This is a genomic window from Vibrio sp. NH-7, assembly GCF_053643215.1.
This window is the reverse complement of the sequence record NZ_CM132187.1, coordinates 2,730,321-2,755,365: the sequence shown is the minus strand read 5'-3', so window position 1 is coordinate 2,755,365 and position 25,045 is coordinate 2,730,321. Positions and strand designations below refer to the sequence as shown.

The following is a 25,045-nucleotide window of genomic DNA, read 5'->3' as shown; positions in this document are numbered from 1 at the left end:
AATGATCCTAACTATTACAGCAAGATTTTGCTTATTTTTGGCTTTTACTTACACAACAACGCTTGTCTCTTAAAACCAACCCAGTTTACTATTCTTGTTCTTTTAAGTTTTACACAGACACGACGTAGAGAATGATCTTCATGAGCACCAAACAATTTGCCCTTAAAGATGAACAAGCAACGATTTTGCTAGGAACAACTTTAGCGAAACTTTGTTCACAGCAAACCACTATCTATTTGCATGGGGATTTGGGCGCGGGGAAAACGACATTTAGCCGCGGCTTCGTGCGTGCTCTTGGTCACGATGGGAATGTGAAGAGTCCAACTTACACGCTAGTGGAGCCGTATCAACTCGACGCTTGGCAGGTGTACCACTTTGATCTCTACCGTTTGGCGGATCCTGAAGAGCTTGAGTTTATGGGGATTCGTGATTACTTCACGCCTGATGCAATTTGTTTGGTTGAATGGCCTGAAAAAGGTCAAGGCTTGCTGCCATCGGCAGATTTGGACATTGAATTACGTTATAACGGTGAACAGCGTGTCGCCGAGCTGACCGCCAATAACACATATGGGTCTCAATTACTTGAACAGTTGGAGTTATGTTAATCAGTAAACTGTTACGAGCTGCATTCTTCCCTTTTCTCATAGCTCTTACTCTATTTTCTGCCAATGTTTTCGCCAACGCGCTCGAAGGGGTGCGCGTTTGGCCGTCGCCAGATGAAACTCGTGTTGTTATCGATCTGAAGTCTGAAGCTGAGTACAGCTATTTCACGCTCAGCAGTCCAGAGCGATTAGTGGTGGATTTGAAGCAAACGACGTTAGGTACCAAGTTGCCTATCAATGTGCCGGATAGCCCGGTTCTTAAAAAAATTCGTAAAAGCTCACCCCCGGCAAAAGGCACTTATCGATTGGTGTTTGAGCTAAAAAAGAAAACCACTCCGCAAATATTCAAACTAGCGCCAACACCTGGTGGACAATATGGTCACCGTTTGGTGATTGATATCCCGCATGGGGCGTCGGACACGACACCCAAAGCCAGTGATACCTCTTCGAAACCAAACGCTGTCAGTCGAGATGCTTCTCAACTTGCCGGCAGTGCGGATATTGTTGTAGCGATTGATGCTGGTCATGGTGGTGAAGACCCAGGCTCAATTGGTCCAACACGAAAATATGAAAAGCACGCAACGTTAGCGATTTCGAAAAAGATTGCCGATCAGATTAACGCGGTACCGGGTATGAAAGCGGTACTGACACGTCGTAGCGACTACTACGTGAATTTGAATAAACGCTCTGAAATCGCGCGTAAAAACAAAGCGCATTTGTTGGTGTCTATTCACGCCGACGCATTTCATTCGCCGAAACCTCGTGGTGGTTCTGTCTTTGTTTTGAATACGCGCCGCGCCAACTCGGAAATTGCGCGTTGGGTAGAAAACCATGAAGAGCAGTCACAGCTTCTGGGCGGTGCTGGAGAAGTGTTGGCGAAAAACAATAGCGACAGAAACGTCAGTCAAACTCTGCTTGATTTGCAGTTTAGTCATTCCCAGAAAGAGGGTTACAAGGTCGCGACGAAGATTTTACGAGAGATGTCGCGAGCTGGTGTGCATTTACACAAGAAAGAGCCAGTCAATGCGAGTCTAGCGGTACTCAAGTCACCAGATATACCTTCGGTACTGGTTGAAACTGGGTTTATCTCCAACCCGACAGAAGAAAAACTGCTATTCCAGCGCAGTCATCAAGACAAGCTAGCACGCTCTCTATCTAAGGCGATCGTGCAATATTTTGAAGCCAATCCTCCAGAAGGCACTCTATTCGCAAATCGTGGCAAAGCGATTAAACACAAGGTTTCACGAGGTGAGTCGCTCTCTCTGATTGCGAAGAAATATGGCTCTTCAACTAAGGCGATAATGCAAGCGAATAAGCTTAAGAGCAGTAATATTGCGATAGGTCAAATTCTCACAATCCCTGGTTCGTCAGGCGCAATACCTGTGCCTGTGGTGACTAACCCTGTTGAGACAAAAACGATCACTCACGTGGTTCAACGCGGTGAATATTTAGGAAAAATCGCCGCTCGATACAAAGTGGCAGTGGCTGATATTAAGCGTGAAAACAAGCTGAAATCAGATACGTTGAAGTTGGGGCAGAAACTCAAAATTACCGTAAGCATGAAAGATCAGCCATTGCGTAAGCACAAGGTTCAGCGTGGTGAATTCTTAGGTAAAATAGCGAGTAAGTATGGGGTGAGTGTTAAAAGTCTTCGAGAGGCGAATAACCTGCGCAGTGATGAGCTTGCGATTGGCCAAGTTTTAATTATTCCCAACAACTGATGGTGATGGGCTATGACAATTAAAATTCTTCCAGCACGTTTGGCAAACCAAATTGCCGCGGGTGAAGTGGTTGAGAGACCGGCTTCCGTTGTTAAAGAGCTGGTTGAAAATAGCCTTGACTCAGGCGCCACTAGAATCGATATCGATATCGAAAAAGGTGGAGCCAAGCTGATCCGAGTCCGAGACAATGGCAAAGGTATCGTCAAAGATGAACTCGGTTTAGCGTTAAGCCGTCACGCTACTTCCAAAATACACACCTTAGATGATCTCGAAGCCATCATCAGTTTAGGTTTTCGCGGTGAAGCGCTGGCCAGTATCAGCTCTGTTGCGCGTTTGACCATGACATCTCGCCCAGCCACCCAAGAGCAAGCTTGGTCTGCCTATACTGAGGGCAGGGAAATGGCTGTGAAGCTTCAACCTACAGCACATCCGATTGGTACGACTGTCGAGGTTCTTGATCTTTTCTTTAATACCCCAGCTCGTCGTAAATTTCTTCGCACAGAGAAGACCGAGTTTTCTCATATTGATGAGCTGATCAAACGAATCGCCCTTAGCCGTTTTGATGTGACGATCAATCTTCGTCACAACGGTAAGATGGTTAAGCAATATCGAGCGGCGAAAACCGAAGTACAAGCTGAGAAGCGCATTGCCACGGTTTGCGGGAGTGCGTTTGTCCGTAACATGCTTAAGATTGAACTTGAGCATCAAGGGCTTAAGTTACACGGATGGATCACAACTCCAGAGGGCGCACGTCAACAAAGTGATTTGCAGTATTGTTACGTCAATGGCCGGATGATGCGTGACAAATTAATCAATCACGCCATTAGACAGAGCTACGAAACCAGCCTCAAACCAGAGCAGTTTGCTACTTACGTTCTGTTTATCGAGCTCGACCCGCATCAGGTAGATGTCAATGTGCACCCAGCAAAACATGAAGTTCGCTTCCATCAAGCTCGTTTGGTGCATGATTTTATCTATCAAGCGCTCAGTGATGCACTCGCCCAAAGTGCGCATATTGATAAGCCGGAGATCACGGCGTCTGCTTTCCATACACAAGAGCCGTCAAATGACGCTGATAAAGGGCTAAATAGTGGGGCGACTCATCAGTCAGTCAGTGAGCGTGTTTATGACGCTGTAGAAAAGATTCCCTCATATCCTGGAAGGGCTGATTACAACGAGCGCCGCTCTGAAGTTCGCGAGGCCTCTGTCCGCAGTGAGTGGATCGAATCAAAACCTCAGCCTAACAAAGCAAAGACCTCTGAGCGATATGCTGAACCAGCCCCGAGTAAGCAAGAAGTACGAGCCTACCAAGAGTTACTCAAAACGCCAGATCTAGAGCCTATTTCTGCGCCTGTCGGACAGGATCGGAACGCTGAAGAAAATGAACCTTCGCCAGCTGCGGTCGTCGAATCATTAGGTAAAGCGATTTGCATGGCATCAGGTCGTTATGTCGCGATGGGCAATAAGCAAGGGGTACACTTAGTTAACCTGGCGAAAGCGGAATGGTTACGTGTGAATGGCCAATTGTCGACGCGTAATGGGTCATTGAAAAGTCAGCCATTGCTTGTCCCACTGTCATTAAAACTCGATCCTGAGCAGATTCAGGTCGCCGAGAGGCTTGAAAATTTACTGCTGACATTTGGCATTGAGCTAAAGAAGCGCAACCATCAAGCAATGATGGTCATGGGTGTACCACAGCCGCTGCGCCAACAAAACTTACAACAATTGCTACCAGATCTGTTATCTTACGCGGCTTCGTCTTTGGCAGAGCAAGCCAATCTCGAGCCTTCTCGATTGGCAAATTGGTTAAGTAGCCATATCACTCAAGTGAAAAGCGACTACACTTTGTCGGAAGCGATTCAAATCATTGCTGATATCGAACAGCTCTGGCAGGGGAACCTTCCGTTAAACGATCAAACGTTTGTAAAACCGGTCGATTTCTCTGCGACCATTGCAGCATTAGAATTATGAAAAATAAACAACTACCTTTGGCTCTATTTTTGATGGGACCAACGGCATCTGGAAAGACAGAGTTGGCGATCCGCTTGCGCCAAAAATATCCCGTAGAAATTATTTCGGTCGACTCCGCGTTGATTTACAAAGGAATGGATATAGGCACCGCCAAGCCTGACGAGCGTGAGCAAATGCTGGCACCGCATCGTCTGATCGACATACTTGATCCAAGCGAGGCTTATTCAGCTGCAGACTTTCGTCGCGATGCCTTAAATGAAATGAACAAGATTGTAGAACAAGGCAAGATCCCACTTCTTGTTGGTGGAACCATGCTTTACTACAAAGCGTTGTTAGAAGGTTTGTCACCACTTCCAGCTGCAAACCCTGAGATTCGTCAGCAAATTGAACAAGAAGCGTTGACTCTTGGTTGGGACGTGCTGCACGATCAACTGAAAGAGATAGATCCTGTTTCAGCTGAGCGAATCCACCCAAACGATCCACAAAGATTGTCACGGGCATTGGAAGTTTATCGAATTTCAGGTAAAACTCTTACTGAACTGACTAAAACAAAAGGCGATTCGTTGCCATTTAGGGTTAAGCAGTTTGCTATAGCTCCCAAGGAAAGGGCTGAGCTCCATCGCCGAATTGAGCTTCGATTTGAGAAAATGATGGAAGCGGGGTTCGAGGATGAGATGCGAGCATTATATGCTCGTGACGATCTTAACCCTGATCTACCGTCTATTCGATGTGTCGGCTACAGGCAGATGTGGGACTATTTGGATGGGAATTGTACACTTGATGACGCTATTTTTAAGGGCGTTTGTGCAACCCGCCAGTTGGCCAAGCGACAAATTACCTGGTTACGCAGCTGGGATAATTTAACTTGGTTAGATAGTGAGAACATTGACGAAGCATTGGAAACTGTTTCAAATGCAATAGCATCTGACGGTTTTAGCTGTGTATAATGTGATCGCTTTTGCGTGAATGTACCCTGTAAAGGATCTGTTACTTGAAATTTCGACTCAAAGTCGTCATAACAGGTAATGACAGGGCGTTTTTTTATACGTTTAGCTCAGATTCAAAAGCCGCATCCTTTATGCAGCGCACCACTAGCTAAATAACTAAAACAAAATTACAAAATAAGGAAAATAAAATGGCTAAGGGGCAATCTCTACAAGACCCATTCTTAAATGCATTACGTCGTGAACGTATTCCAGTGTCTATCTACCTTGTAAACGGAATTAAACTACAAGGTCAGATCGAGTCTTTCGACCAATTTGTTATCTTGCTGAAAAACACAGTAAACCAAATGGTATACAAGCACGCAATTTCTACTGTGGTACCTGCTCGTCCAGTGAGCCACCACAGCGGTGACCGTCCACAAGGCGGTGAGCGTCAGCAAGAGAAGTCAGAAGATTAATATCCTGACTGCTAATTCGAGCATTATTTTAAGGAGTTGATTGCTTGTTTGACCGTTATGAAGCCGGTGAGCGAGCCGTACTTGTTCATATCAACTTTACGCAAGAAGGGGAGTGGGAAGATCTCAGCGAGTTTGAAATGCTGGTCTCTTCAGCTGGAGTTTCTTCGTTACAAGTCGTAACCGGAAGCCGCCAGTCACCACACCCTAAATACTATGTCGGAGAGGGTAAAGCTCAGGAAATTGCACAAGCTGTGCAGTTAGCTGGCGCTGATATTGTGATTTTTAATCACGCCCTCTCTCCTGCCCAAGAACGTAACCTAGAAGCGTTGTGTAAATGTCGAGTGTTGGACCGAACGGGTCTTATTCTGGATATTTTTGCTCAGCGTGCCCGAACTCACGAAGGTAAGCTACAGGTCGAATTGGCCCAGCTTCGCCATATCTCTACTCGACTGATTCGTGGTTGGACTCACCTAGAGAGACAAAAAGGTGGTATTGGTTTACGGGGGCCAGGTGAAACTCAGCTAGAAACTGACCGACGTTTATTGCGTGTACGTATCAAAACGATATTACGCCGTTTAGAAAAAGTCGCTAAGCAGCGTGAACAAGGTCGCCGTGCTAGAAGTCGAGCGGAAATCCCAACCGTCTCCCTAGTTGGTTATACCAACGCAGGGAAATCAACACTGTTCAACCGAATTACCGAAGCGGGTGTTTACGCTGCGGATCAATTGTTTGCTACTTTGGACCCAACTTTACGTAAGATCGAGTTATCAGACGTTGGTCCTGCTATTTTGGCGGACACGGTAGGGTTTATTCGTCACCTACCACACGATCTGGTAGCGGCGTTCAAAGCAACGCTACAAGAAACGCAAGAAGCTGACATTTTGTTACATGTTGTCGATGCCAGTGATGAGCGTTTTCGTGAGAATATTCAGGCTGTTCATGATGTTCTTGAAGAAATTGAAGCGAATGAAATCCCCGCTTTGATCGTCATGAACAAGATCGATAACCTCGATGGTCAAAACCCAAGAATTGAGCGTGACGACGAAGGCGTTGTGCAAACGGTTTGGGTTTCAGCAATGGAAGGTAAAGGCATTGAGCTTTTATTTGAGGCATTAACCGAGCGGTTAGCCAGTCAAATGGTTCAGTACCAAATGCGAATTCCGCCACAGCATCAAGGCAGACTTCGTAGTACATTCTTCCAGATGAAGTGTATTCAACATGAAGAATATGACCAAGACGGTAACTTGTTGATTGATGTTCGAATGCAGCAAGTAGATTGGTCTAGACTTGAAAAAAGAGAAGAGGCAGTTTTACGTGACTTTATAGTTACTTAAATGACTGCTACAGTATAACGTCATATCAAATGATGGAGCTTTCTAATGGCGTGGAATGAGCCTGGTAATAACAACGGCAACAACGGCCGCGATAATGACCCATGGGGTAACAACAATCGTGGTAACAAAGGTGGCCGTGATCAAGGACCGCCAGACTTGGACGAAGTATTTAATAAACTGAGTCAGAAACTGGGTGGAAAGTTTGGTGGAAAAGGCGGCAACGGCCCTTCTATTGGCGGTGGTGGTAGCGTTCTAGGTCTAGGCGTTATTGCAGCAATCGCAATAGCAATTTGGGTCTTTGCTGGTTTTTACACTATCGGTGAAGCTGAACGTGGCGTAGTTCTGCGCCTTGGTAAATACGATCGTGTGGTCGATCCAGGTCTAAACTGGCGTCCTCGCTTCATTGATGAAGTGACACCGGTTAACGTTCAGGCGATTCGCTCACTGCGTTCATCAGGTCTAATGCTGACTAAAGATGAAAACGTAGTGACGGTTGCGATGGATGTTCAGTACCGTGTTGCGGATCCATACAAGTATCTATTCCGCGTAACAAACGCAGATGACAGCTTACGTCAAGCTACCGACTCTGCGCTCCGTGCTGTAATCGGTGACTCGCTGATGGATAGCATCCTGACAACGGGTCGTCAGCAAATTCGTCAAAGCACTCAGGAAACTCTAAATGAGATCGTAGACAGCTACGATATGGGTGTTGTCATTGTCGATGTCAACTTCCAATCAGCGCGTCCGCCTGAGCAAGTTAAAGATGCTTTCGATGATGCAATCGCGGCTCGTGAGGATGAAGAGCGTTTTGAGCGTGAAGCAGAAGCATACCGAAACGATATTCTTCCAAAAGCGACAGGTCGAGCTGAGCGTTTGAAGAAAGAAGCATTGGGTTACTCTGAGCGCGTTGTTAACGAAGCTCTTGGTCAAGTAGCACAGTTTGAGAAGCTACTCCCTGAGTACCAAGCCGCACCTGAAGTTACTCGTAACCGTCTATACCTAGACACGATGGAAGAAGTTTACAGCAACACCTCTAAGGTTCTGATTGATTCTGAATCTAGCGGCAATCTGCTTTACTTACCAATCGACAAGTTAGCGGGTGAAGGTAACACTCCAACCAAACGTAGCACGAAGTCGTCTTCAGCTTATGACCAGATTGAGCTAGAAACTCAGTCAACTGAAACCACTTCAGACTCGCAATCTCGTTCAACTGGTTCACGTCAAGGGAGATATTAAGAATGCGTAAGTTAATGATCCCTGTATTGGTCGTTACTATTGTTCTACTGCTAATGTCAGTATTTGTCATTCAAGAAGGCGAGCGTGGATTGGTAATTCGATTTGGTCGTGTTCTTGATGACAACGGTGTGTCTAAGATTTACGAACCAGGTCTGCATTTCAAGATGCCGCTGTTCGACAGAGTGAAAACATTGGACGCGCGTATCCAAACAATGGATGGCCGTTCTGACCGTTTCGTGACATCTGAGAAAAAAGACGTACTGATCGATACTTACGTCAAATGGCGTATCTCTGATTTCGGTCGCTACTATCTAACAACAGGTGGTGGTAATGCCTTGACAGCAGAAGCGTTACTTGAACGTAAAGTAACAGACGTGCTGCGTTCTGAAATCGGTGCACGTGAGATTAAGCAGATTGTTTCCGGTCCGCGCAACAAAGACGTTTTGCCTGATAGCGACAGTGAAGAAGTAACAACCGAAGCGGCTCTTGAAGCGTTAGAAGTTGACGGTGAACGTGACCAAATTATGGAAAACGTTCTGGTCGGTACAACGGACAGTGCGATGAAAGATTTGGGTGTCGAGATTGTTGATTTCCGTATGAAGAAAATCAACCTACCTGATGAAATCAGTGAGTCTATCTATCGCCGTATGAGAGCTGAGCGTGAGTCTGTTGCTCGTCGCCACCGTTCTCAAGGTCGTGAAAAAGCAGAAGTTATCCGTGCACAAGCTGATCTAGAAGTGGCAACTGTTCTAGCAGAAGCGGACAAGACTGCGCGCGTAACACGAGGTGAAGCGGATGCGAAATCTGCGAAAATCTACTCGGATGCTTACAACAAAGACCCAGAGTTCTTTAGCTTTATGCGTTCTCTAAAAGCATACGAGAAATCGTTCAGCAACAAGAGTGACATTCTTGTATTGGATCCGAAGAGTGACTTCTTCCAGTACATGAATAACGCAGCTGGTGCAGAAGCGAAGTAATTGAAATTAAGATAGGTTAAAGGCTCCCACGTGGAGCCTTTATTTTTTGTTCTGAGGTAGTTATGTCGAATTCACTTTGGTTTGCATTAGGTTTGGTGCTTATCGTCGAAGGGTTAGGTCCTTTGATCGCTCCAAACGGTTGGCGCAATATGGTGGCAGAGCTCAGTCGCCAGCCTGATAATCAATTGCGCCGTATAGGCGGCTGCCTAGTGGTTGCTGGTGCAGTAATCGCGTATGTATTCGGCTAGAGGCGATCAGTAGTGAGGAGGTGGCGTCTCTTCAGATTGGTCTGCAAGGTTGGATGAATCCATGTTTTTGACTTTGCCGACAACATACTTCATCTGATCTTGCATTTTGGTGATCAAAAGCTGCTGCTGACTCAATGCTTCGTTGAGCTCTTCGATTGTCTGCTCTTGAAACGCGAGTTGACACTCAAGGTCATTCACGCGATTTTCCAACTGTTCAACTCGCTTATCTGTCATTTCTAGTAGTCCACATTCCAAGCTTGGGCAATACCAGCCGAGGTTGCCGAAATAATACGACTTTGGCTGTCAAAGGCAGCATCATACACCACTGCGCGGGGAGGGCGAGTATCTTTTAATGGTTCTACGTCATAGCGGTCGATGCGTTTGCCAGTGAGGCTGTTCCAAACCATTAAACGCCCCGACGGAGTGCCTGTCGCGAGATATTGGCCGTCATCAGAAAAGCGGGCGGTGGAAAAGATTAACTGTCTTGAGAAGCTGCTCAGCTCTGACAGGGCTTTACCTGTTGTTAAGTCCCACACAATGGCTTGATTCCCTCCGTCTGAGGTAAAGGCATATTTACCATCTCTTTGCAGCGCGACGCGGTTTACGCGTTGTTCATGTTCAAACGTATGCAATATCTGTCCGGTATTGGTATCCCATAGGTAAGCCTTATAGTCATTTCCTCCTGATAGCGCAAAACGACCATTGGGTGATAGGGAGACTGAATTGACTTTTTCATTGTGAGCGAGGAACTCTAATCGTCGTCCGGTGACTAAGTTGACGTAGATGGCTTTACCATTGGATAAACCAAGTAGTACTTGGTCACCATTACTTGCGATATCAACATCTCGAATTAGGCCATCTGAAATTGACCAAAGCCCCTCAGCCTGAGTCCATGCAAGGTCCCAAACGGCAAAGTTGATTTGAGTGGCGGTGATCGCGAAGCGGCCATTGTCGGAAATGCGGATTCGGGAGACGGTGCTTGCCTGAGGGTCTTGTTCGCCCAATGAAGCCAATTGTTGGTTTTCAAAAAGATCCCATAGAACGAGTTGGTGCTCTTTTGAGTAAAGCAGGGCAAAGCGAGCATCACGACTCAATGCGAAGCTGGTGGTGCCTTTAAGTTCGATATCCCAACGTTGAACATCTTGGTTGGAGAAAAAGCAGCCATTTAACGTTGTGATGACAATCGTAATAAGTAGAGTGTTAAAAATTATTCGCATCAAGTCCAATTATCCACTTGGTTTACGTTTATTTCAGACGCATATTGGTTATATTGGTACAACATGCGAATGCACACCAGTCTTTCTTAAAGATTTGTGCACAAAGACAAAAGTCTCAATTGGAGAGTTCAATGAAATCAATTTTTAAAGTGTCACTGCTTGCTGCAACTGTTGCGCTAGCTGTTGGCTGCCAAAAAGAAGAAGAGCCAAAGACAGAAGCTGCTCCAGCAGTAGAGCAAGTTCAAGCAGAAGCAGGTAAAGCGGTTCACTTTAAAACCGAAGATGACAAAGCTGCTTACGCCATCGGTGTCTCTTTTGCTAACTACTTAAGCACTAGCCTAGACAAGCCAAGCGAGATTGGTATTACGCTCAACAAAGACTTGGTTCTTAAAGGTATTGAACATGTCTTTGAAGGCAAAGCAGAGCTAAACGAAGAAGAGACGCGTGCTGCGCTAGAATCTCTAGATAAGCGTGTTGCTGAAACGATGCAAAAGCAGGCCGCTGAGAAAGCAGAAGCGGCTAAAAAAGCGGGTGATGATTACCGCGCTGAATTTGAAAAACAAGACGGTGTTGTGAAGACAGACACGGGTTTGCTTTACCAAGTATTGACCGCAGCGGAAGGTGAACAACCGAAAGATACCGATACGGTACAAGTTCACTACAAAGGTACATTGATTGACGGTACTCAGTTCGACAGCTCTTACGAACGCGGCGAGCCAGCTACGTTCCCACTAAACCGAGTGATTCCAGGCTGGACTGAAGGCGTTCAACTAATGCCAGTTGGCTCTAAGTTCAAGTTCGTCATTCCACCAGAGCTTGCTTACGGCCAGCAAGATACACCAACCATTCCAGCAAACTCAACGTTGGTATTTGAAGTTGAGTTGCTGAAAATCGATAACGGTGAAGAAGCGGTTCAATAACGGTTTCTAACGTTCTCATTCTAAAGGCCTGGCATATGTCAGGCCTTTTTCTTTCTTTTGTGTGGCGAACAGCACTCATTTATTTGTCCTAAATCACTAGATAGTCTCTTAGCTAGGTGTGCTCTTCAAAATTTCTGATAAACTTACACCAATTTGTTGATTTTTCGCTCGAAGGCTTAAAAAGTGACAACTACAGAAACAGTAAATACGGATATGTTGCTCGAAATGGAATCTGTCAATGTGATGCCATTTAGTGAGCACGATAAAATTATTCTTCGATCGTATGAAGCGGTGGTCGATGGTATCGCGAGTCTGATTGGTCCATTTTGTGAAATTGTTCTTCACTCATTAGAAGACCTCAATACCTCCGCGATTAAGATTGCCAATGGTGAAAATACAGGTCGTCAGGTGGGCTCGCCGATCACTGATCTTGCGCTAAAAATGTTGCGAGACATAGAAGGTTCTGAGCGTAACTTTTCGCGTTCTTATTTCACACGTGCTAAAGGTGGCGTGTTGATGAAGTCGATCACGGTGGCGATTCGCAATGGCGAAAACCGAGTGATTGGCTTGCTTTGTATCAACGTCAACCTAGATGCGCCATTTTCTCAAGTGCTTCAATCGTTCATGCCAACCGAGGAAGCGAAACAAGCCGCCTCATCGGTTAACTTCGCAAGTGATGTTGAGGAGCTGGTGGATCAAACGGTTGAGAGAACTATCGAAGAGATCAACGCCGATAAATCAGTATCGAATAACACGAAAAATCGTCAGATCGTGATGGAGCTATATGACAAAGGCATCTTCGACATTAAGGATGCCATCAACCGTGTTGCCGACCGCTTGAATATCTCCAAGCATACGGTGTATCTCTACATTCGTCAGCGTAAGACTGAGGATGAAGAGAGGTGAGTTCTTTGACTTACACGCTTGTTGTTAACGGTTCTGTTTATGGCAGCCAATCAGCGCGCACTGCTTATCAGTTTGCTAAAGCGTTAATTGAACAGGGACACACCTTAGTCAGTGTATTTTTCTATCAAGATGGTGTGACAAATGGCACTGCTTTAGCCGTTCCTGCTAATGATGAATTTGATCTCACCAAAGCTTGGCTTACGTTGTCTCAGACGCATCAAGTAAGATTAGAAACCTGTGTCGCTGCGGCATTGCGTCGTGGTGTGATCAGTGAAGATGAGGCGCAGCAGCATGGTCTAGCGCAAAGCAACCTTGCAAAAGGGTTTGCTCAAGCTGGATTAGGCAGTTTGGCAGAGGCGATGTTAACTCAAGATAGAGTGGTGCAATTTTGAGTCAGTTAACTTACCTATTTCGTAGCGCTCCCCATGGCAGTTCGGCCGGAAGAGAAGGGATTGACGCTTTGCTTGCAGCTTCAGCTTATTGTGAAGACATCAGCGTGATCTTTATGGGTGACGGTGTGTATCAACTTCTGCAAGGCCAGGCGCCGGCTGATATCTTAAGTAAAGACTACGCGCCGATGTTAAAGCTTTTTGATCTGTATGATATTGAACAAGTGTACGTCTGCGCAGATTCTCTTGCCAAGCGAGGCTTATCTCACGCAGATCTGATGATTGATGCGAAACCGCTATCTTTGACCTCTCTCAAAAGTCAGTTACAACTTGCTGGCAAGCTACTCTCATTTTAAAGGCGCGTTATGCTGCATATTATTAAATCGGTTCAAGCTTTGAATGATGCCGTCAATGCTTGTAGCAAAGAAGATGAACTGTTGCTGATTGAAGATGCGGTCTACGCAGCCAATCCTCAGCATCACGCTTATCCGTTGTTAGATGGGCATTGTTGCTCAGTTCTAAAGCCAGACCTCGATGCTCGAGCAATGATAAATCGCGTCAGTGCGCAACTCGAAATTGTTGACTACAACGGCTTTGTGTCAATGACGGTCAAACACCCGCAATCCCTCACTTGGAATTGACCGCTCGAGCGTCATCTTCACTTTACGGATAAAAAGTCCAATTGAACAAAAAAAGATCCGTATATTTCTTGACACACATCCCACTGCTGCATAGAATTTTGCGTCCCTAATTGCCATTGGTGATTAGGGATAGATTTTTCACAAAGCTTACTTTCAAGTAAATCAGGAGCTAGTTAATGGCAACTATTAACCAGTTGGTACGTAAGCCTCGTGCAAAGCAAGTTGTTAAAAGCAACGTGCCTGCACTAGAAGCGTGTCCACAAAAACGTGGTGTATGTACTCGTGTTTACACTACTACACCTAAAAAACCTAACTCGGCACTACGTAAAGTATGTCGTGTACGTCTAACAAACGGTTTCGAAGTAACTTCGTACATCGGTGGTGAAGGTCACAACCTTCAAGAGCACTCAGTTGTTCTAATCCGTGGCGGTCGTGTTAAAGACCTTCCGGGTGTACGTTACCACACAGTACGCGGTGCACTAGACTGTGCTGGCGTAAATGACCGTAAGCAAGGTCGTTCTAAGTACGGTGTGAAGCGTCCTAAGTCTTAATGGTATCCGTTAAGTAAGGCCAAACACTAAATTATTTTTAATTTTTTGAAAAAACTGAAAAGTTTTGGATAAAACCTGAAGAAGACAACGGAGAAAATCCATGCCACGTCGTCGCGTCATTGGTCAGCGTAAGATCCTTCCAGATCCAAAGTTCAAATCTGAACTGCTGGCAAAATTCGTTAACATCCTAATGGTTGACGGTAAGAAATCTACTGCAGAGAAAATCGTTTACACTGCACTAGATGCTATGGCTGAGAAATCTGGTAAAGATCACTTAGCTGTATTTGAAGAAGCTCTTGAAAATGTTCGCCCAGCGGTAGAGGTTAAATCTCGCCGTGTAGGTGGTTCAACTTACCAAGTTCCTGTAGAAGTTCGTCCGGTTCGCCGTAACGCACTTGCTATGCGTTGGTTGGTTGAAGCTGCGCGCAAGCGTGGTGAAAAATCTATGGCTCAACGCCTAGCTGCTGAAATGCTAGACGCGTCTGAGAACAAAGGTACTGCGGTTAAGAAACGTGAAGACGTTCACCGCATGGCTGACGCAAACAAAGCGTTCGCACATTACCGTTGGTAATACCTTTCTGTGCCGCAGGAATCCCTGCGGCGCTACTCTAGTTCCTATGCGCAAGCCTAGGAACTATTGCTATATCTAGGGGTAGGGAAAATTGCGTTGAGCAGTCCTAAAATTATCTAGAAATAGCAATAGTCCCTAATTCAAGAGGATTCAATCGTGGCTCGTAAAACACCTATTGAGCGCTACCGCAATATTGGTATCGTCGCTCACGTAGACGCAGGTAAGACAACCACAAGTGAACGTATTCTGTTCTACACTGGTCTTTCTCATAAAATCGGTGAAGTTCACGATGGCGCTGCTACCATGGACTGGATGGAGCAGGAGCAAGAGCGTGGTATCACAATCACCTCAGCTGCAACTACAACTTTCTGGCGTGGTATGGAAGCGCAATTCCAAGACCACCGCATCAACATCATCGACACCCCTGGACACGTAGATTTCACGATCGAAGTAGAGCGCTCATTGCGCGTACTTGATGGTGCGGTTGTTGTGTTCTGTGGTTCATCGGGTGTTGAACCTCAATCTGAAACTGTATGGCGTCAAGCTGACAAATATCATGTTCCACGTATGGTATTCGTCAACAAGATGGACCGTGCAGGTGCTGACTTCCTACGTGTTGTTGATCAAATCAAAAACCGTCTTGGTGCGAACCCTGTTCCTATTCAACTTAACGTTGGTGCGGAAGAGGACTTCAAAGGTGTTATCGACCTGATCAAGATGAAGATGATCAACTGGAATGAAGAAGACCAAGGTACAACCTTTACTTATGAAGATATCCCAGCAGATATGATGGAGCTTGCTGAAGAGTGGCGCAACAACCTAGTTGAGTCAGCAGCAGAAGCAACAGAAGAGCTGATGGATAAGTACCTGGAAGAAGGTGAACTGACGGAAGCAGAGATTAAACAAGCTCTACGTACTCGTACACTAAACAACGAAATCGTACTGGCCACTTGTGGTAGTGCGTTCAAAAACAAAGGTGTTCAAGCAGTACTAGATGCAGTTGTTGAATACTTGCCTTCACCAGTAGATGTTCCAGCGATCAAAGGTGTTGACGACAACGACAACGAAGTTGAGCGTCACGCAGATGACAACGAGCCGTTTGCAGCGCTGGCATTTAAGATCGCCACTGACCCATTCGTGGGCACGCTAACCTTTATGCGTGTTTACTCGGGTGTGGTTAACTCTGGCGATGCAGTTTACAACTCTGTTAAGCAGAAAAAAGAGCGTTTTGGTCGTATCGTACAGATGCACTCGAACAAGCGTGATGAAATTAAGGAAGTTCGCGCGGGCGATATTGCCGCAGCAATCGGCCTTAAAGATGTAACAACAGGTGATACGCTTTGTGATGCTAACCACAAGGTTATTCTAGAGCGTATGGAATTCCCTGATCCGGTTATTCAGATCGCCGTTGAACCTCGCTCTGTTGCTGATCAAGAGAAGATGGGTATCGCACTAGGTAAACTAGCAGCTGAAGATCCATCTTTCCGTGTCGAAACGGACGACGAAACAGGTCAGACTCTGATCTCTGGTATGGGTGAGCTTCACCTAGATATCATCGTTGACCGCATGAAGCGCGAATTCAGCGTCGACTGTAACGTAGGTAAACCACAGGTTGCTTACCGTGAAACTATCCGTGGCAGCGCGGAAGTGGAAGGTAAATTTGTTCGTCAATCTGGTGGTCGTGGTCAGTACGGTCACGTATGGATCAAACTGGAGCCTTCTGAACCTGGCGAAGGTTTTGTCTTTGTTGACGAAATTGTGGGTGGTGTGGTTCCTAAGGAATACATCAGCTCGGTATCGAAAGGTATCGAAGAGCAAATGAACAGTGGTGTTCTAGCGGGTTATCCGGTTCTAGATATTAAAGCAACGCTGTTTGATGGTTCTTACCACGATGTTGACTCTAACGAGATGGCGTTTAAAATCGCCGGCTCGATGGCATTCAAGAAAGGTGCACTTGAAGCGCAGCCTGTGCTTCTAGAACCTATGATGAATGTTGAAGTAACTACGCCTGAAGATTGGATGGGTGATGTTGTTGGTGACCTTAACCGTCGCCGCGGCATGATCGAAGGTATGGATGAAGGTGTGGCCGGTATTAAGATCGTCCGCGCACAAGTACCTCTATCTGAGATGTTTGGTTACGCAACTGATCTACGCTCTGCTACTCAAGGCCGTGCGTCTTACTCTATGGAGTTTAACGAGTACGCTGAAGTACCGAAAAACTTCGCAGAGAAAATCATTGCGGACCGTGGTTACTAATAAAACGTCTTGATCGAGAAAAAAGTCGAGCTTTTTTTTAAGATCAATACGTCCAAATATTGCGCTGACCGACGTTGGCGCATAAAATAGCAAATTCTGGCGCGTCGTGATCAATAACGTTCGCGGCGAATCATAACTAGGAAGGAACACGATCGTGTCTAAAGAAAAATTTGAACGTACTAAACCGCACGTTAACGTTGGTACTATCGGCCACGTTGACCACGGTAAAACAACTCTAACTGCTGCAATCTGTACTACTCTAGCTAAAGTGTACGGCGGTGAAGCGAAAGACTTCGCATCTATCGATAACGCTCCAGAAGAGCGTGAGCGCGGTATCACAATCGCTACTTCTCACGTAGAGTACGACACTCCATCACGTCACTACGCACACGTAGACTGTCCAGGACACGCTGACTATGTTAAAAACATGATCACAGGTGCTGCACAGATGGACGGTGGTATCCTAGTTGTTGCTGCGACAGATGGCCCAATGCCACAAACTCGTGAGCACATCCTACTAGGCCGTCAGGTTGGTATCCCATACATCATCGTATTCATGAACAAATGTGACATGGTTGATGATGAAGAGCTTCTAGAGCTAGTAGAAATGGAAGTTCGTGAACTTCTATCTGAGTACGACTTCCCAGGTGATGACCTACCAGTTATCCAAGGTTCTGCACTAGGCGCACTAAACGGCGAAGAGCAGTGGGAAGCTAAGATTGTAGAACTAGCAGAAGCGCTAGATTCATACATTCCAGAGCCAGAGCGTGCAATCGATCAGCCATTCCTAATGCCAATCGAAGACGTATTCTCAATCCAAGGTCGTGGTACAGTAGTTACTGGTCGTATCGAGCGCGGTATCCTAACTGTAGGTGACGAAGTAGAAATCGTAGGTATCAAAGAAACTACAACAACTACTTGTACAGGTGTTGAGATGTTCCGTAAGCTTCTAGACGAAGGTCGTGCGGGTGAGAACGTTGGTGCACTTCTACGTGGTACTAAGCGTGACGAAGTAGAGCGTGGTCAAGTACTAGCTGCTCCTAAGTCAATCAACCCACACACTAAGTTTGAGTCAGAAGTATACGTACTGTCTAAAGATGAAGGTGGTCGTCACACTCCATTCTTCAAAGGCTACCGTCCACAGTTCTACTTCCGTACAACTGACGTAACTGGTGACATCCAGCTACCAGAAGGCGTAGAAATGGTAATGCCAGGTGACAACGTTAAGATGACTGTTGAGCTAATCGCACCAATCGCAATGGACGAAGGTCTACGTTTCGCGATCCGTGAAGGTGGCCGTACAGTAGGTGCTGGTGTTGTTGCTAAGATCTTCGACTAATTATTAGTTGAGTCTTGCAGCCTTCTTCTTTAGAAGAAAGCGCATCTGAAAAGGGAAGCTTAGGCTTCCCTTTTTGCATTTTGGTTATAAGGAATTTTCGTTTAGCTGTAACCGCTCGGTACTGTTTTAACTAAAAAATACAGGGAGTTGAACTTACTGTCTGCCATCCATCTCTTTTAACTAGAAGTGTTCACTCGATTTCGCTAAAACCGCTATAACCAATCGTTCTAGAAAGAGAATAAATACCACTGGTAATAATAATGATTCTTTTTTATATTTCTGCTGTAGATTTTATATAGGGTCCAGTATGTACGTTTGTTTGTGTCACGGTGTCTCGGACAAGAAAATTCGTAAGTTAGTGTCAGAGCAGGGAGTGACGGATATTAAGGGGATCAAAAAATGCACGGCATTGGGAACTCAGTGTGGCAAGTGCATTCGAATGGCGAAAGATATCATCAATGAATCAGCCGTTGTGCTGTATAAGCAGGCAAGCTAACCTGCGCAAAAAATAAGCTTTCTTTTTGACAGCTTCTCATTTGGAACTAGAGTTATAGGAGCCAAAGAGGAGGGCTTTGTCATGAAAGGCGATCCAATAATAATCCAACATCTCAATAAAGTGCTCGGTAACGAGCTCGTCGCAATAAACCAGTATTTTCTTCACGCCCGGATGTATAAAGATTGGGGCTTAAAACATCTTGCCGATAAAGAGTATCATGAGTCCATTGATGAGATGAAACACGCTGACCATTTGATCGAGCGCATCCTATTTTTGGAAGGTCTACCAAATCTACAAGATCTCGGTAAGTTGAGTATCGGAGAAGACACTAAAGAAATGCTCGAGTGTGACTTAAAACTTGAGATGGCGGCGATCCCTGATCTTAAAGATGCCATCGCGTATGCGGAAGATACTCGTGATTATGTTTCTCGAGACTTGTTCCAAGAGATCTTAGAAGATGAGGAAGAGCATGTAGATTGGCTTGAGACTCAGTTAGGGTTGATTGAGATGTCTGGTATTGAAAACTACCTACAAGCCCAATATGTCGATGAAGATTAAGCTCTGTCACTCTCAAAATTGAATTTTATAGGCAGCTACTTTACCAAAGTAGCTGTTTTTGTATCTCTTCACATTTTCCTTGCTTCAACTGCTTTCTTTCTGTACTATTCGCTCTCCTTAAACTCGGTCAATTATCTTTAGTTCCTTGCTTCCTCTGGATGACCGGGCCATTTGTGGAAGCTGAATAATCCGTAAGGAGCAACCAATGCGTCATTACGAAATCGTATTCATGGTGCACCCAGATCAAAGCGAGCAAGTTGCTGGCATGATCGAGCGTTACACTGGTTCAATCACTGAAGCTGGCGGTACTATCCACCGTCTAGAAGACTGGGGCCGTCGTCAACTGGCTTACCCAATCAACAAGCTTCACAAAGCTCACTACGTTCTAATGAACGTTGAAGCTGACCAAGCTGTAATCGATGAGCTAGAAACAGCTTTCCGTTTCAACGATGCAGTTCTACGTAACATGATCATGCGTACTAAAACAGCGATCACTGAGCAATCTATCATGCTTAAGCAGAAAGAAGAGCGTGCTCCTCGTCGCGAAGAGCGTGCTGAAGCTAAGCCAGAAGCAGCTGCTGAGTAATTTCTCTTATGACCAATCGAATGGAGCTGAGCGGCACCATTGCCAAACCGCCCATTCGAAGTAAAAGCCCTAGTGGTATTGAACACTGTCGATTTTGGTTAGAGCACCGCTCTACGGTTATCGAAGCTGATTTACCGAGACAAGTTTATTGTCGCATGCCGGTAGTTGTCAGCGGGCAAAGGTCACAAGCATTAACTCAGAATTTAGTACAAGGCAGTAGCATTAAGGTAGGGGGCTTTGTCGCTTACCAAACCGGCCGAAATGGTGTGGGAAAATTAGTGCTTCATGCCGACAACATTACTCAAATTTAAGATCAGGAGATAGCCCATGGCTCGTTTCTTCCGTCGTCGTAAATTCTGCCGTTTCACTGCAGAAGGCGTACAAGAGATTGATTACAAAGACGTAGCAACTCTTAAAAACTACATCACTGAAGCTGGTAAAATCGTACCTAGCCGTATCACTGGTACAAGCGCTAAGTACCAACGTCAACTAGCTCGCGCGATCAAGCGTTCTCGCTACCTAGCTCTACTACCGTACACTGACAAGCATCAGTAATCGGTTCGTTTTTAAAAAGAGGAATTAAACAATGCAAGTTATTCTACTTGATAAAATCGGCAAACTAGGTGCTCTAGGCGAAACTGTTAACGTTAAGTCTGGTTACGCTCGTAACTTCCTTATCCCTCAAGGTAAAGCAGTTATGGCTACTAAAGCTAACGTTGAAATGTTCGAAGCACGTCGTGCTGAACTAGAAGCGAAAGCAGCTGAGCAGCTATCTGCTGCAGAAGCACGCGCTGAAAAGATCAACGCTCTAGAAGCTGTTGTTCTAGCGTCTAAAGCTGGTGACGAAGGTAAACTATTCGGTTCTATCGGTACTCGCGACATCGCTGATGCAATCACTGCAGCTGGCGTTGAAGTTGTTAAGAGCGAAGTTCGTCTTCCAGAAGGCGCACTACGTAACACTGGTGAGTTCGAGATCAGCGTTCAACTTCACTCTGAAGTTTTCGCAACTGTTACTCTTCAAGTTGTTGCTGCTGAATAATTCAGTATCAAGACGTATGTTAAAAGCACCTTTCGAGGTGCTTTTTTTATATCTGTAGAAAGGTAAGTGTTAAAAAACAAATAGTAGATTAACCGAGAAGATGCTGTCGGCTTTTTCTAGGCCATCAGGCACCTTGTCATGGAACTGTCGCGAGTGTGACAGTTTAAGAGCGATATCTTCGGTTATGTTGTTGGTGACACTGATGTCACTGTCTGTACGGGTATTGCTTTTACCTGAGACTAGAGTCATTGATGCGTCAATACTCAAGTTGTCGAGTGCTTGCCAGCGTGTTGTTACTTTTCCTCGGAAGATAGCCTCTTCGACAATTTCTGGGAAGATGATGTCGTCGTCATCTATTTCATCGAGATTGGGCTCTTGATATCGAAAACCTGGACCGAGTTCCATTTCGAGCACCCACTGTTCGGTATTGGAAAGCTGGTAACCGAGACCGCCAGATAGTGTGAAATCACGAAAGTAGGCACTATACAGAGAGTCTACCCCTTTGAAACTGCCGTAAAGGTAAGTTTTTGCGCCTAGTTTATAGTCACTTTGCAACGTGTAGGTGGATTGGCGCTTGTCCTCTTCGCCATCTTTGTAGAGCAAATAGTATTTCCATTCTCCACTGCTGCGATGTCGACCTGATATATAGTCCGCACCAAGGCGCGCATTCATGGAACGAGAATCCGAGTTCCCCGTATGCGATTGATAGCCAAACTCTACTTCCGTATTCCATGGTGAAGGTACATCAATATCTGTGCTTCCCTGATCCTTTTCTGCTGAAGCATAGCAGTGCGTCGCACTTAATAAGCCGACCGCAAGTAACCAATGCTTAGACACTAATGACCTCTATATGGATGAACTGAATAACGGATAGTAAAGGTAATTTAGCCTGTATCCGTCAATGCTGGGTTAATTATCGATGAGAAGCCGATAAACTCTCTCTTGGCTACAGACAATAGTTTCGATCTCGTTATAATGAGCGATCTAGAGAAAGTTGTAGAGCAATATCATGGCTGACCCAAGAACAGATAATCGAAATAAAAAATTCAGTGATGCACAGGTTGATGCTATCAAAGTACCACCACATTCATTGGAAGCAGAGCAGTCCGTTATTGGTGGTTTGTTATTGGACAATGAGCGTTGGGACACGGTTGCCGAGCGCGTGGTGGCCAAAGATTTTTACAGCCGACCTCATCGACTGATTTTCGAGGCGGTGAAATCCATTCTCGAAGAGAGCAAGCCTCTCGATTTGATTACCTTGTCAGAATTTTTAGAGCTTCGAGAGCAACTCGATGATGTGGGTGGTTTTGCTTACCTTGCTGATCTGGTGAAAAACACGCCAAGTGCGGCGAACATTAATGCCTATGCCGACATTGTTGCTGAGCGTGCTTTGGTACGTGATTTGATTGGTGTGGCAAATGAAATTGCGGACGCAGGTTACGACCCACAGGGCCGCTCTTCAGAAGACTTACTTGATCTTGCGGAAAGCAAAGTCTTCGCCATCGCTGAGTCGCGAACCAACGAAAACGAAGGTCCGCAAAACGTTGACAATATTCTAGAGAAGACGCTTGAACGTATCGAACTGCTGTACAAAACGCCGCAAGATGGTGTGACAGGTGTCGATACGGGCTTTACCGATCTGAATAAGAAAACCGCGGGCTTACAAGGGTCTGATCTGGTGATCGTAGCGGCGCGTCCATCGATGGGTAAAACGACCTTTGCGATGAACTTGTGTGAAAATGCGGCAATGTCACAAGACAAGCCTGTGCTGATTTTCTCGCTAGAGATGCCATCTGAACAGATCATGATGCGTATGCTGGCATCGCTTTCACGTGTTGATCAAACCAAAATTCGAACCGGTCAGCTTGATGATGAAGATTGGGCTCGTATTTCTTCGACCATGGGGATTCTCATGCAGAAGAAGAACATGTATATCGATGATAGCTCGGGTCTGACGCCGACTGAAGTGCGCTCTCGTGCTCGTCGTATAGCCAGAGAGCACGGCGGCCTATCTATGATCATGGTCGACTACCTTCAGCTCATGCGTGTACCTGCACTTTCTGACAACCGTACCCTTGAGATTGCGGAGATTTCGCGCTCTCTAAAAGCACTGGCCAAAGAGTTGAATGTGCCAGTGGTTGCGCTATCTCAGCTTAACCGTTCCCTAGAGCAACGTGCCGATAAGCGTCCAGTGAACTCAGACTTACGTGAATCAGGCTCTATTGAGCAGGATGCCGACTTGATTATGTTCATCTACCGCGATGAAGTGTACAACCCAGACAGCTCAATGAAAGGAACTGCAGAAATCATTCTTGGTAAACAGCGTAACGGTCCTATCGGCTCAGTACGTTTGACCTTCCAAGGTCAATGGTCTCGTTTTGACAACTACGCAGGCCCTGCGTTTGACATGGATGATGAATAACAGCATGAGTTACATGAAAGCGGCGACGGCTTACATTGACCTAAGCGCTCTACAACACAATGTCGAGCAGATTAAACAGCAGGCGCCAAACAGTAAGGTAATGGCGGTGGTTAAAGCCAACAGCTATGGTCATGGATTGCGTCACATTGCCAAAAACGCCACCGGTGCGGATGCATTTGGTGTCGCGCGTATCGAAGAGGCGTTGCAACTTCGAGCGTGTGGTGTGGTTAAGCCGATTCTACTGCTCGAGGGTTTTTACTCTCCGGGTGATTTGCCCGTTTTAGTGACCAACAACATTCAAACGGTGGTTCACTGTGAGGAGCAGTTGGTTGCTTTAGAGCAAGCAGAGCTAGAAACGCCAGTGGTAGTGTGGTTGAAGATTGACAGTGGGATGCATCGTTTAGGGGTGCGTCCAGAGCAGTATGATGACTTTGTATCGCGACTCAAGACTTGCAGTAATGTGGCTAAACCGCTGCGTTATATGAGTCATTTTGGCTGTGCCGATGAACTGGACAAAGACACGACTCACAAACAAACCGAGCTGTTTCTCAAGTTGACGCAAGGGTGTGAAGGTGAACGCTCATTAGCAGCCTCCGCGGGGTTGCTAGCTTGGCCGGAGAGTCAGCTCGAATGGGTTAGACCCGGCATAATTATGTACGGTGTGTCCCCGTTTAATGATAAACATGCCCAGCAGTTGGGCTATCAACCTGTGATGACGCTTAAATCGCACCTGATTGCAGTACGTGATGTGAAAGCTGGTGAGAGTGTCGGTTATGGTGGCAAGTGGACCAGTGAGCGCGACACTAAGGTTGGTGTTATTGCCATTGGCTACGGTGACGGCTATCCACGCACCGCGCCGAATGGGACTCCGGTTCGAGTCAATGGCCGAGAGGTGCCGATAGCAGGGCGCGTCTCGATGGATATGTTGACCGTCGACCTTGGCCCAGAAGCGACAGATAACGTGGGTGATGAGGCAATCTTATGGGGGAAAGATCTCCCTGCCGAGCAAGTCGCAGCGCACATCGGGACCATCGCGTATGAACTGGTGACGAAGCTGACATCTCGTGTAGAGATGGAATACTCTCGCTAGTTGGAACTCGAGCCTTTACCCGTTAGCTAAACGGAGCCTTGTGGCTCCGTTTCTATTTTAACTCACCTTGTAATGTGGCGATCACGTTGCGGTTGCCACCGTAGTCTCGATGCTCACCTAAATAGATTCCTTGCCAAGTGCCTAGAGCGAGTCGCCCGTTGCTGATAGGAATCGTCACGCTACAACCAATCGTCGAGGCTTTGATGTGCGCGGGCATGTCGTCATCCCCTTCATAGGTGTGCTGATAATAAGGCGCACGCTCAGGGACAAATTTATTAAAGTGTTTTTCCATATCGTGTCTTACCGTTGGGTCTGCGTTTTCATTGATGGTCAGACTGGCAGACGTGTGTTGGATGAAGAGCTGTAATAATCCGACAGAATAGTCAGCAATTTGAGGTAATTGTTGTTCAATTTCATCGGTAATGAGATGAAAGCCTCTTGAACGAGCGCGGAGACGTAAGACATTTTGCTGCCACATAACAGAGCCTGTAATCGATATTTCGTTAACCAGACGTTAAGCTTAACCTAGCTTGATGGTAATATCCTAAAGCGGGTAACAGATTTGTTTAAATT

At 46.0% G+C, this 25,045-nt stretch carries 30 protein-coding genes; 26 read left to right on the top strand and 4 right to left on the bottom strand.

Annotated features, from left to right (window positions below; all coding sequences use genetic code 11):
- The first annotated feature begins 140 nt into the window (after positions 1 to 140).
- The 9 genes from tsaE (at position 141) to ACUALS_RS12725 (ending at position 9,491) form a co-directional block, all read left to right on the top strand.
- Positions 141 to 605 (top strand): tRNA (adenosine(37)-N6)-threonylcarbamoyltransferase complex ATPase subunit type 1 TsaE, encoded by a 465-nt coding sequence (gene tsaE / locus ACUALS_RS12765; RefSeq protein WP_039477189.1) that lies wholly within the window; start codon positions 141 to 143, stop codon positions 603 to 605.
- Positions 599 to 2,323: a LysM peptidoglycan-binding domain-containing protein gene (locus tag ACUALS_RS12760; protein ID WP_454448480.1), complete on the top strand. Its 1,725-nt coding sequence runs from the start codon at positions 599 to 601 to the stop codon at positions 2,321 to 2,323. Before tsaE ends, ACUALS_RS12760 begins: the two co-directional genes overlap by 7 nt.
- A 12-nt stretch (positions 2,324 to 2,335) precedes the next feature.
- Complete coding sequence (gene mutL, locus ACUALS_RS12755; RefSeq protein WP_454448479.1) at positions 2,336 to 4,294, top strand: DNA mismatch repair endonuclease MutL; 1,959 nt, start codon at positions 2,336 to 2,338, stop codon at positions 4,292 to 4,294.
- Positions 4,291 to 5,241 carry a tRNA (adenosine(37)-N6)-dimethylallyltransferase MiaA gene (gene miaA, locus ACUALS_RS12750; RefSeq protein ID WP_454448478.1) on the top strand — a complete coding sequence of 317 codons (951 nt, stop codon included), beginning with the start codon at positions 4,291 to 4,293 and terminating at the stop codon, positions 5,239 to 5,241. Before mutL ends, miaA begins: the two co-directional genes overlap by 4 nt.
- Before the next feature lie 188 nt (positions 5,242 to 5,429).
- Positions 5,430 to 5,696, top strand: coding sequence for an RNA chaperone Hfq (gene hfq / locus ACUALS_RS12745; protein ID WP_005476744.1), 267 nt, complete (start codon positions 5,430 to 5,432; stop codon positions 5,694 to 5,696).
- Positions 5,697 to 5,740: 44 nt separating this feature from the next.
- Positions 5,741 to 7,030, top strand: a complete 1,290-nt coding sequence (hflX, locus tag ACUALS_RS12740) for a ribosome rescue GTPase HflX (protein ID WP_005476746.1) — start codon at positions 5,741 to 5,743, stop codon at positions 7,028 to 7,030.
- A gap of 45 nt (positions 7,031 to 7,075) precedes the next feature.
- A complete protein-coding gene (hflK, locus tag ACUALS_RS12735) occupies positions 7,076 to 8,266 on the top strand; it encodes an FtsH protease activity modulator HflK (protein ID WP_038192838.1) in 1,191 nt (396 codons plus the stop codon).
- A 2-nt stretch (positions 8,267 to 8,268) separates the two neighbouring features.
- Positions 8,269 to 9,243 carry a protease modulator HflC gene (gene hflC / locus ACUALS_RS12730; protein ID WP_038141563.1) on the top strand — a complete coding sequence of 325 codons (975 nt, stop codon included), beginning with the start codon at positions 8,269 to 8,271 and terminating at the stop codon, positions 9,241 to 9,243.
- A gap of 62 nt (positions 9,244 to 9,305) precedes the next feature.
- On the top strand, positions 9,306 to 9,491 hold the full coding sequence (locus ACUALS_RS12725; RefSeq protein ID WP_005476758.1) for a DUF2065 domain-containing protein: 186 nt from the start codon (positions 9,306 to 9,308) through the stop codon (positions 9,489 to 9,491).
- 6 nt (positions 9,492 to 9,497) lie between these two features.
- On the opposite strand, the gene ACUALS_RS12720 is transcribed toward ACUALS_RS12725, so the two are convergent.
- On the bottom strand, positions 9,498 to 9,725 hold the full coding sequence (locus ACUALS_RS12720; RefSeq protein WP_005476762.1) for a SlyX family protein: 228 nt from the start codon (positions 9,723 to 9,725) through the stop codon (positions 9,498 to 9,500).
- Between the two features lie 2 nt (positions 9,726 to 9,727).
- Entirely contained in the window at positions 9,728 to 10,708 is a 981-nt protein-coding gene (locus ACUALS_RS12715) for a WD40 repeat domain-containing protein (protein ID WP_038141566.1), read from the bottom strand.
- Between the two features lie 131 nt (positions 10,709 to 10,839).
- On the opposite strand from ACUALS_RS12715, the gene fkpA reads away from it, so the two are divergent.
- The 15 genes from fkpA to rplI all read left to right on the top strand — a co-directional run bounded on the left by fkpA (position 10,840) and on the right by rplI (position 20,960).
- On the top strand, positions 10,840 to 11,628 hold the full coding sequence (gene fkpA, locus ACUALS_RS12710) for an FKBP-type peptidyl-prolyl cis-trans isomerase (RefSeq protein WP_331398999.1): 789 nt from the start codon (positions 10,840 to 10,842) through the stop codon (positions 11,626 to 11,628).
- Positions 11,629 to 11,811: 183 nt separating this feature from the next.
- Positions 11,812 to 12,534 (top strand): helix-turn-helix transcriptional regulator, encoded by a 723-nt coding sequence (locus ACUALS_RS12705; RefSeq protein ID WP_038141572.1) that lies wholly within the window; start codon positions 11,812 to 11,814, stop codon positions 12,532 to 12,534.
- Complete coding sequence (gene tusD / locus ACUALS_RS12700; protein WP_038141580.1) at positions 12,531 to 12,926, top strand: sulfurtransferase complex subunit TusD; 396 nt, start codon at positions 12,531 to 12,533, stop codon at positions 12,924 to 12,926. Before ACUALS_RS12705 ends, tusD begins: the two co-directional genes overlap by 4 nt.
- Positions 12,923 to 13,279, top strand: a complete 357-nt coding sequence (gene tusC, locus ACUALS_RS12695; protein ID WP_038192846.1) for a sulfurtransferase complex subunit TusC — start codon at positions 12,923 to 12,925, stop codon at positions 13,277 to 13,279. Before tusD ends, tusC begins: the two co-directional genes overlap by 4 nt.
- 9 nt (positions 13,280 to 13,288) lie before the next feature.
- Positions 13,289 to 13,564: a sulfurtransferase complex subunit TusB gene (gene tusB, locus ACUALS_RS12690; protein WP_454448477.1), complete on the top strand. Its 276-nt coding sequence runs from the start codon at positions 13,289 to 13,291 to the stop codon at positions 13,562 to 13,564.
- A gap of 176 nt (positions 13,565 to 13,740) precedes the next feature.
- Positions 13,741 to 14,115, top strand: coding sequence for a 30S ribosomal protein S12 (gene rpsL, locus ACUALS_RS12685; protein ID WP_004399892.1), 375 nt, complete (start codon positions 13,741 to 13,743; stop codon positions 14,113 to 14,115).
- 100 nt (positions 14,116 to 14,215) lie between these two features.
- Positions 14,216 to 14,686 (top strand): 30S ribosomal protein S7, encoded by a 471-nt coding sequence (rpsG, locus tag ACUALS_RS12680; protein ID WP_004415829.1) that lies wholly within the window; start codon positions 14,216 to 14,218, stop codon positions 14,684 to 14,686.
- Positions 14,687 to 14,842: 156 nt separating this feature from the next.
- Complete coding sequence (gene fusA / locus ACUALS_RS12675) at positions 14,843 to 16,942, top strand: elongation factor G (RefSeq protein ID WP_038141586.1); 2,100 nt, start codon at positions 14,843 to 14,845, stop codon at positions 16,940 to 16,942.
- A 154-nt stretch (positions 16,943 to 17,096) separates the two neighbouring features.
- Positions 17,097 to 18,281 carry an elongation factor Tu gene (tuf, locus tag ACUALS_RS12670; RefSeq protein WP_322413806.1) on the top strand — a complete coding sequence of 395 codons (1,185 nt, stop codon included), beginning with the start codon at positions 17,097 to 17,099 and terminating at the stop codon, positions 18,279 to 18,281.
- A gap of 307 nt (positions 18,282 to 18,588) precedes the next feature.
- Positions 18,589 to 18,777, top strand: a complete 189-nt coding sequence (locus tag ACUALS_RS12665; protein WP_005472761.1) for a (2Fe-2S)-binding protein — start codon at positions 18,589 to 18,591, stop codon at positions 18,775 to 18,777.
- Between the two features lie 81 nt (positions 18,778 to 18,858).
- Positions 18,859 to 19,335 (top strand): bacterioferritin, encoded by a 477-nt coding sequence (bfr, locus tag ACUALS_RS12660; RefSeq protein ID WP_038140490.1) that lies wholly within the window; start codon positions 18,859 to 18,861, stop codon positions 19,333 to 19,335.
- Positions 19,336 to 19,540: 205 nt separating this feature from the next.
- Complete coding sequence (gene rpsF / locus ACUALS_RS12655) at positions 19,541 to 19,921, top strand: 30S ribosomal protein S6 (protein WP_005472655.1); 381 nt, start codon at positions 19,541 to 19,543, stop codon at positions 19,919 to 19,921.
- 8 nt (positions 19,922 to 19,929) lie between these two features.
- Positions 19,930 to 20,232, top strand: coding sequence for a primosomal replication protein N (gene priB / locus ACUALS_RS12650; protein WP_008073614.1), 303 nt, complete (start codon positions 19,930 to 19,932; stop codon positions 20,230 to 20,232).
- Positions 20,233 to 20,248: 16 nt separating this feature from the next.
- Entirely contained in the window at positions 20,249 to 20,476 is a 228-nt protein-coding gene (gene rpsR / locus ACUALS_RS12645; RefSeq protein WP_000090472.1) for a 30S ribosomal protein S18, read from the top strand.
- Between the two features lie 31 nt (positions 20,477 to 20,507).
- The gene (gene rplI, locus ACUALS_RS12640) at positions 20,508 to 20,960 is read left to right on the top strand and encodes a 50S ribosomal protein L9 (protein ID WP_005472678.1); all 453 of its coding nucleotides are present in this window, start codon (positions 20,508 to 20,510) and stop codon (positions 20,958 to 20,960) included.
- A gap of 69 nt (positions 20,961 to 21,029) precedes the next feature.
- On the opposite strand, the gene ACUALS_RS12635 is transcribed toward rplI, so the two are convergent.
- On the bottom strand, positions 21,030 to 21,797 hold the full coding sequence (locus ACUALS_RS12635; RefSeq protein WP_454448476.1) for a DUF481 domain-containing protein: 768 nt from the start codon (positions 21,795 to 21,797) through the stop codon (positions 21,030 to 21,032).
- Between the two features lie 172 nt (positions 21,798 to 21,969).
- Between ACUALS_RS12635 and ACUALS_RS12630 the strand changes: the two genes are divergently transcribed.
- Complete coding sequence (locus tag ACUALS_RS12630; protein ID WP_005472719.1) at positions 21,970 to 23,382, top strand: replicative DNA helicase; 1,413 nt, start codon at positions 21,970 to 21,972, stop codon at positions 23,380 to 23,382.
- A 4-nt stretch (positions 23,383 to 23,386) separates the two neighbouring features.
- A complete protein-coding gene (gene alr / locus ACUALS_RS12625; protein WP_454448475.1) occupies positions 23,387 to 24,472 on the top strand; it encodes an alanine racemase in 1,086 nt (361 codons plus the stop codon).
- Positions 24,473 to 24,524: 52 nt separating this feature from the next.
- Here alr and ACUALS_RS12620 read toward each other — a convergent pair whose 3' ends face one another.
- The gene (locus ACUALS_RS12620) at positions 24,525 to 24,950 is read right to left on the bottom strand and encodes a secondary thiamine-phosphate synthase enzyme YjbQ (protein WP_005472716.1); all 426 of its coding nucleotides are present in this window, start codon (positions 24,948 to 24,950) and stop codon (positions 24,525 to 24,527) included.
- Positions 24,951 to 25,045: the final 95 nt, after the last annotated feature.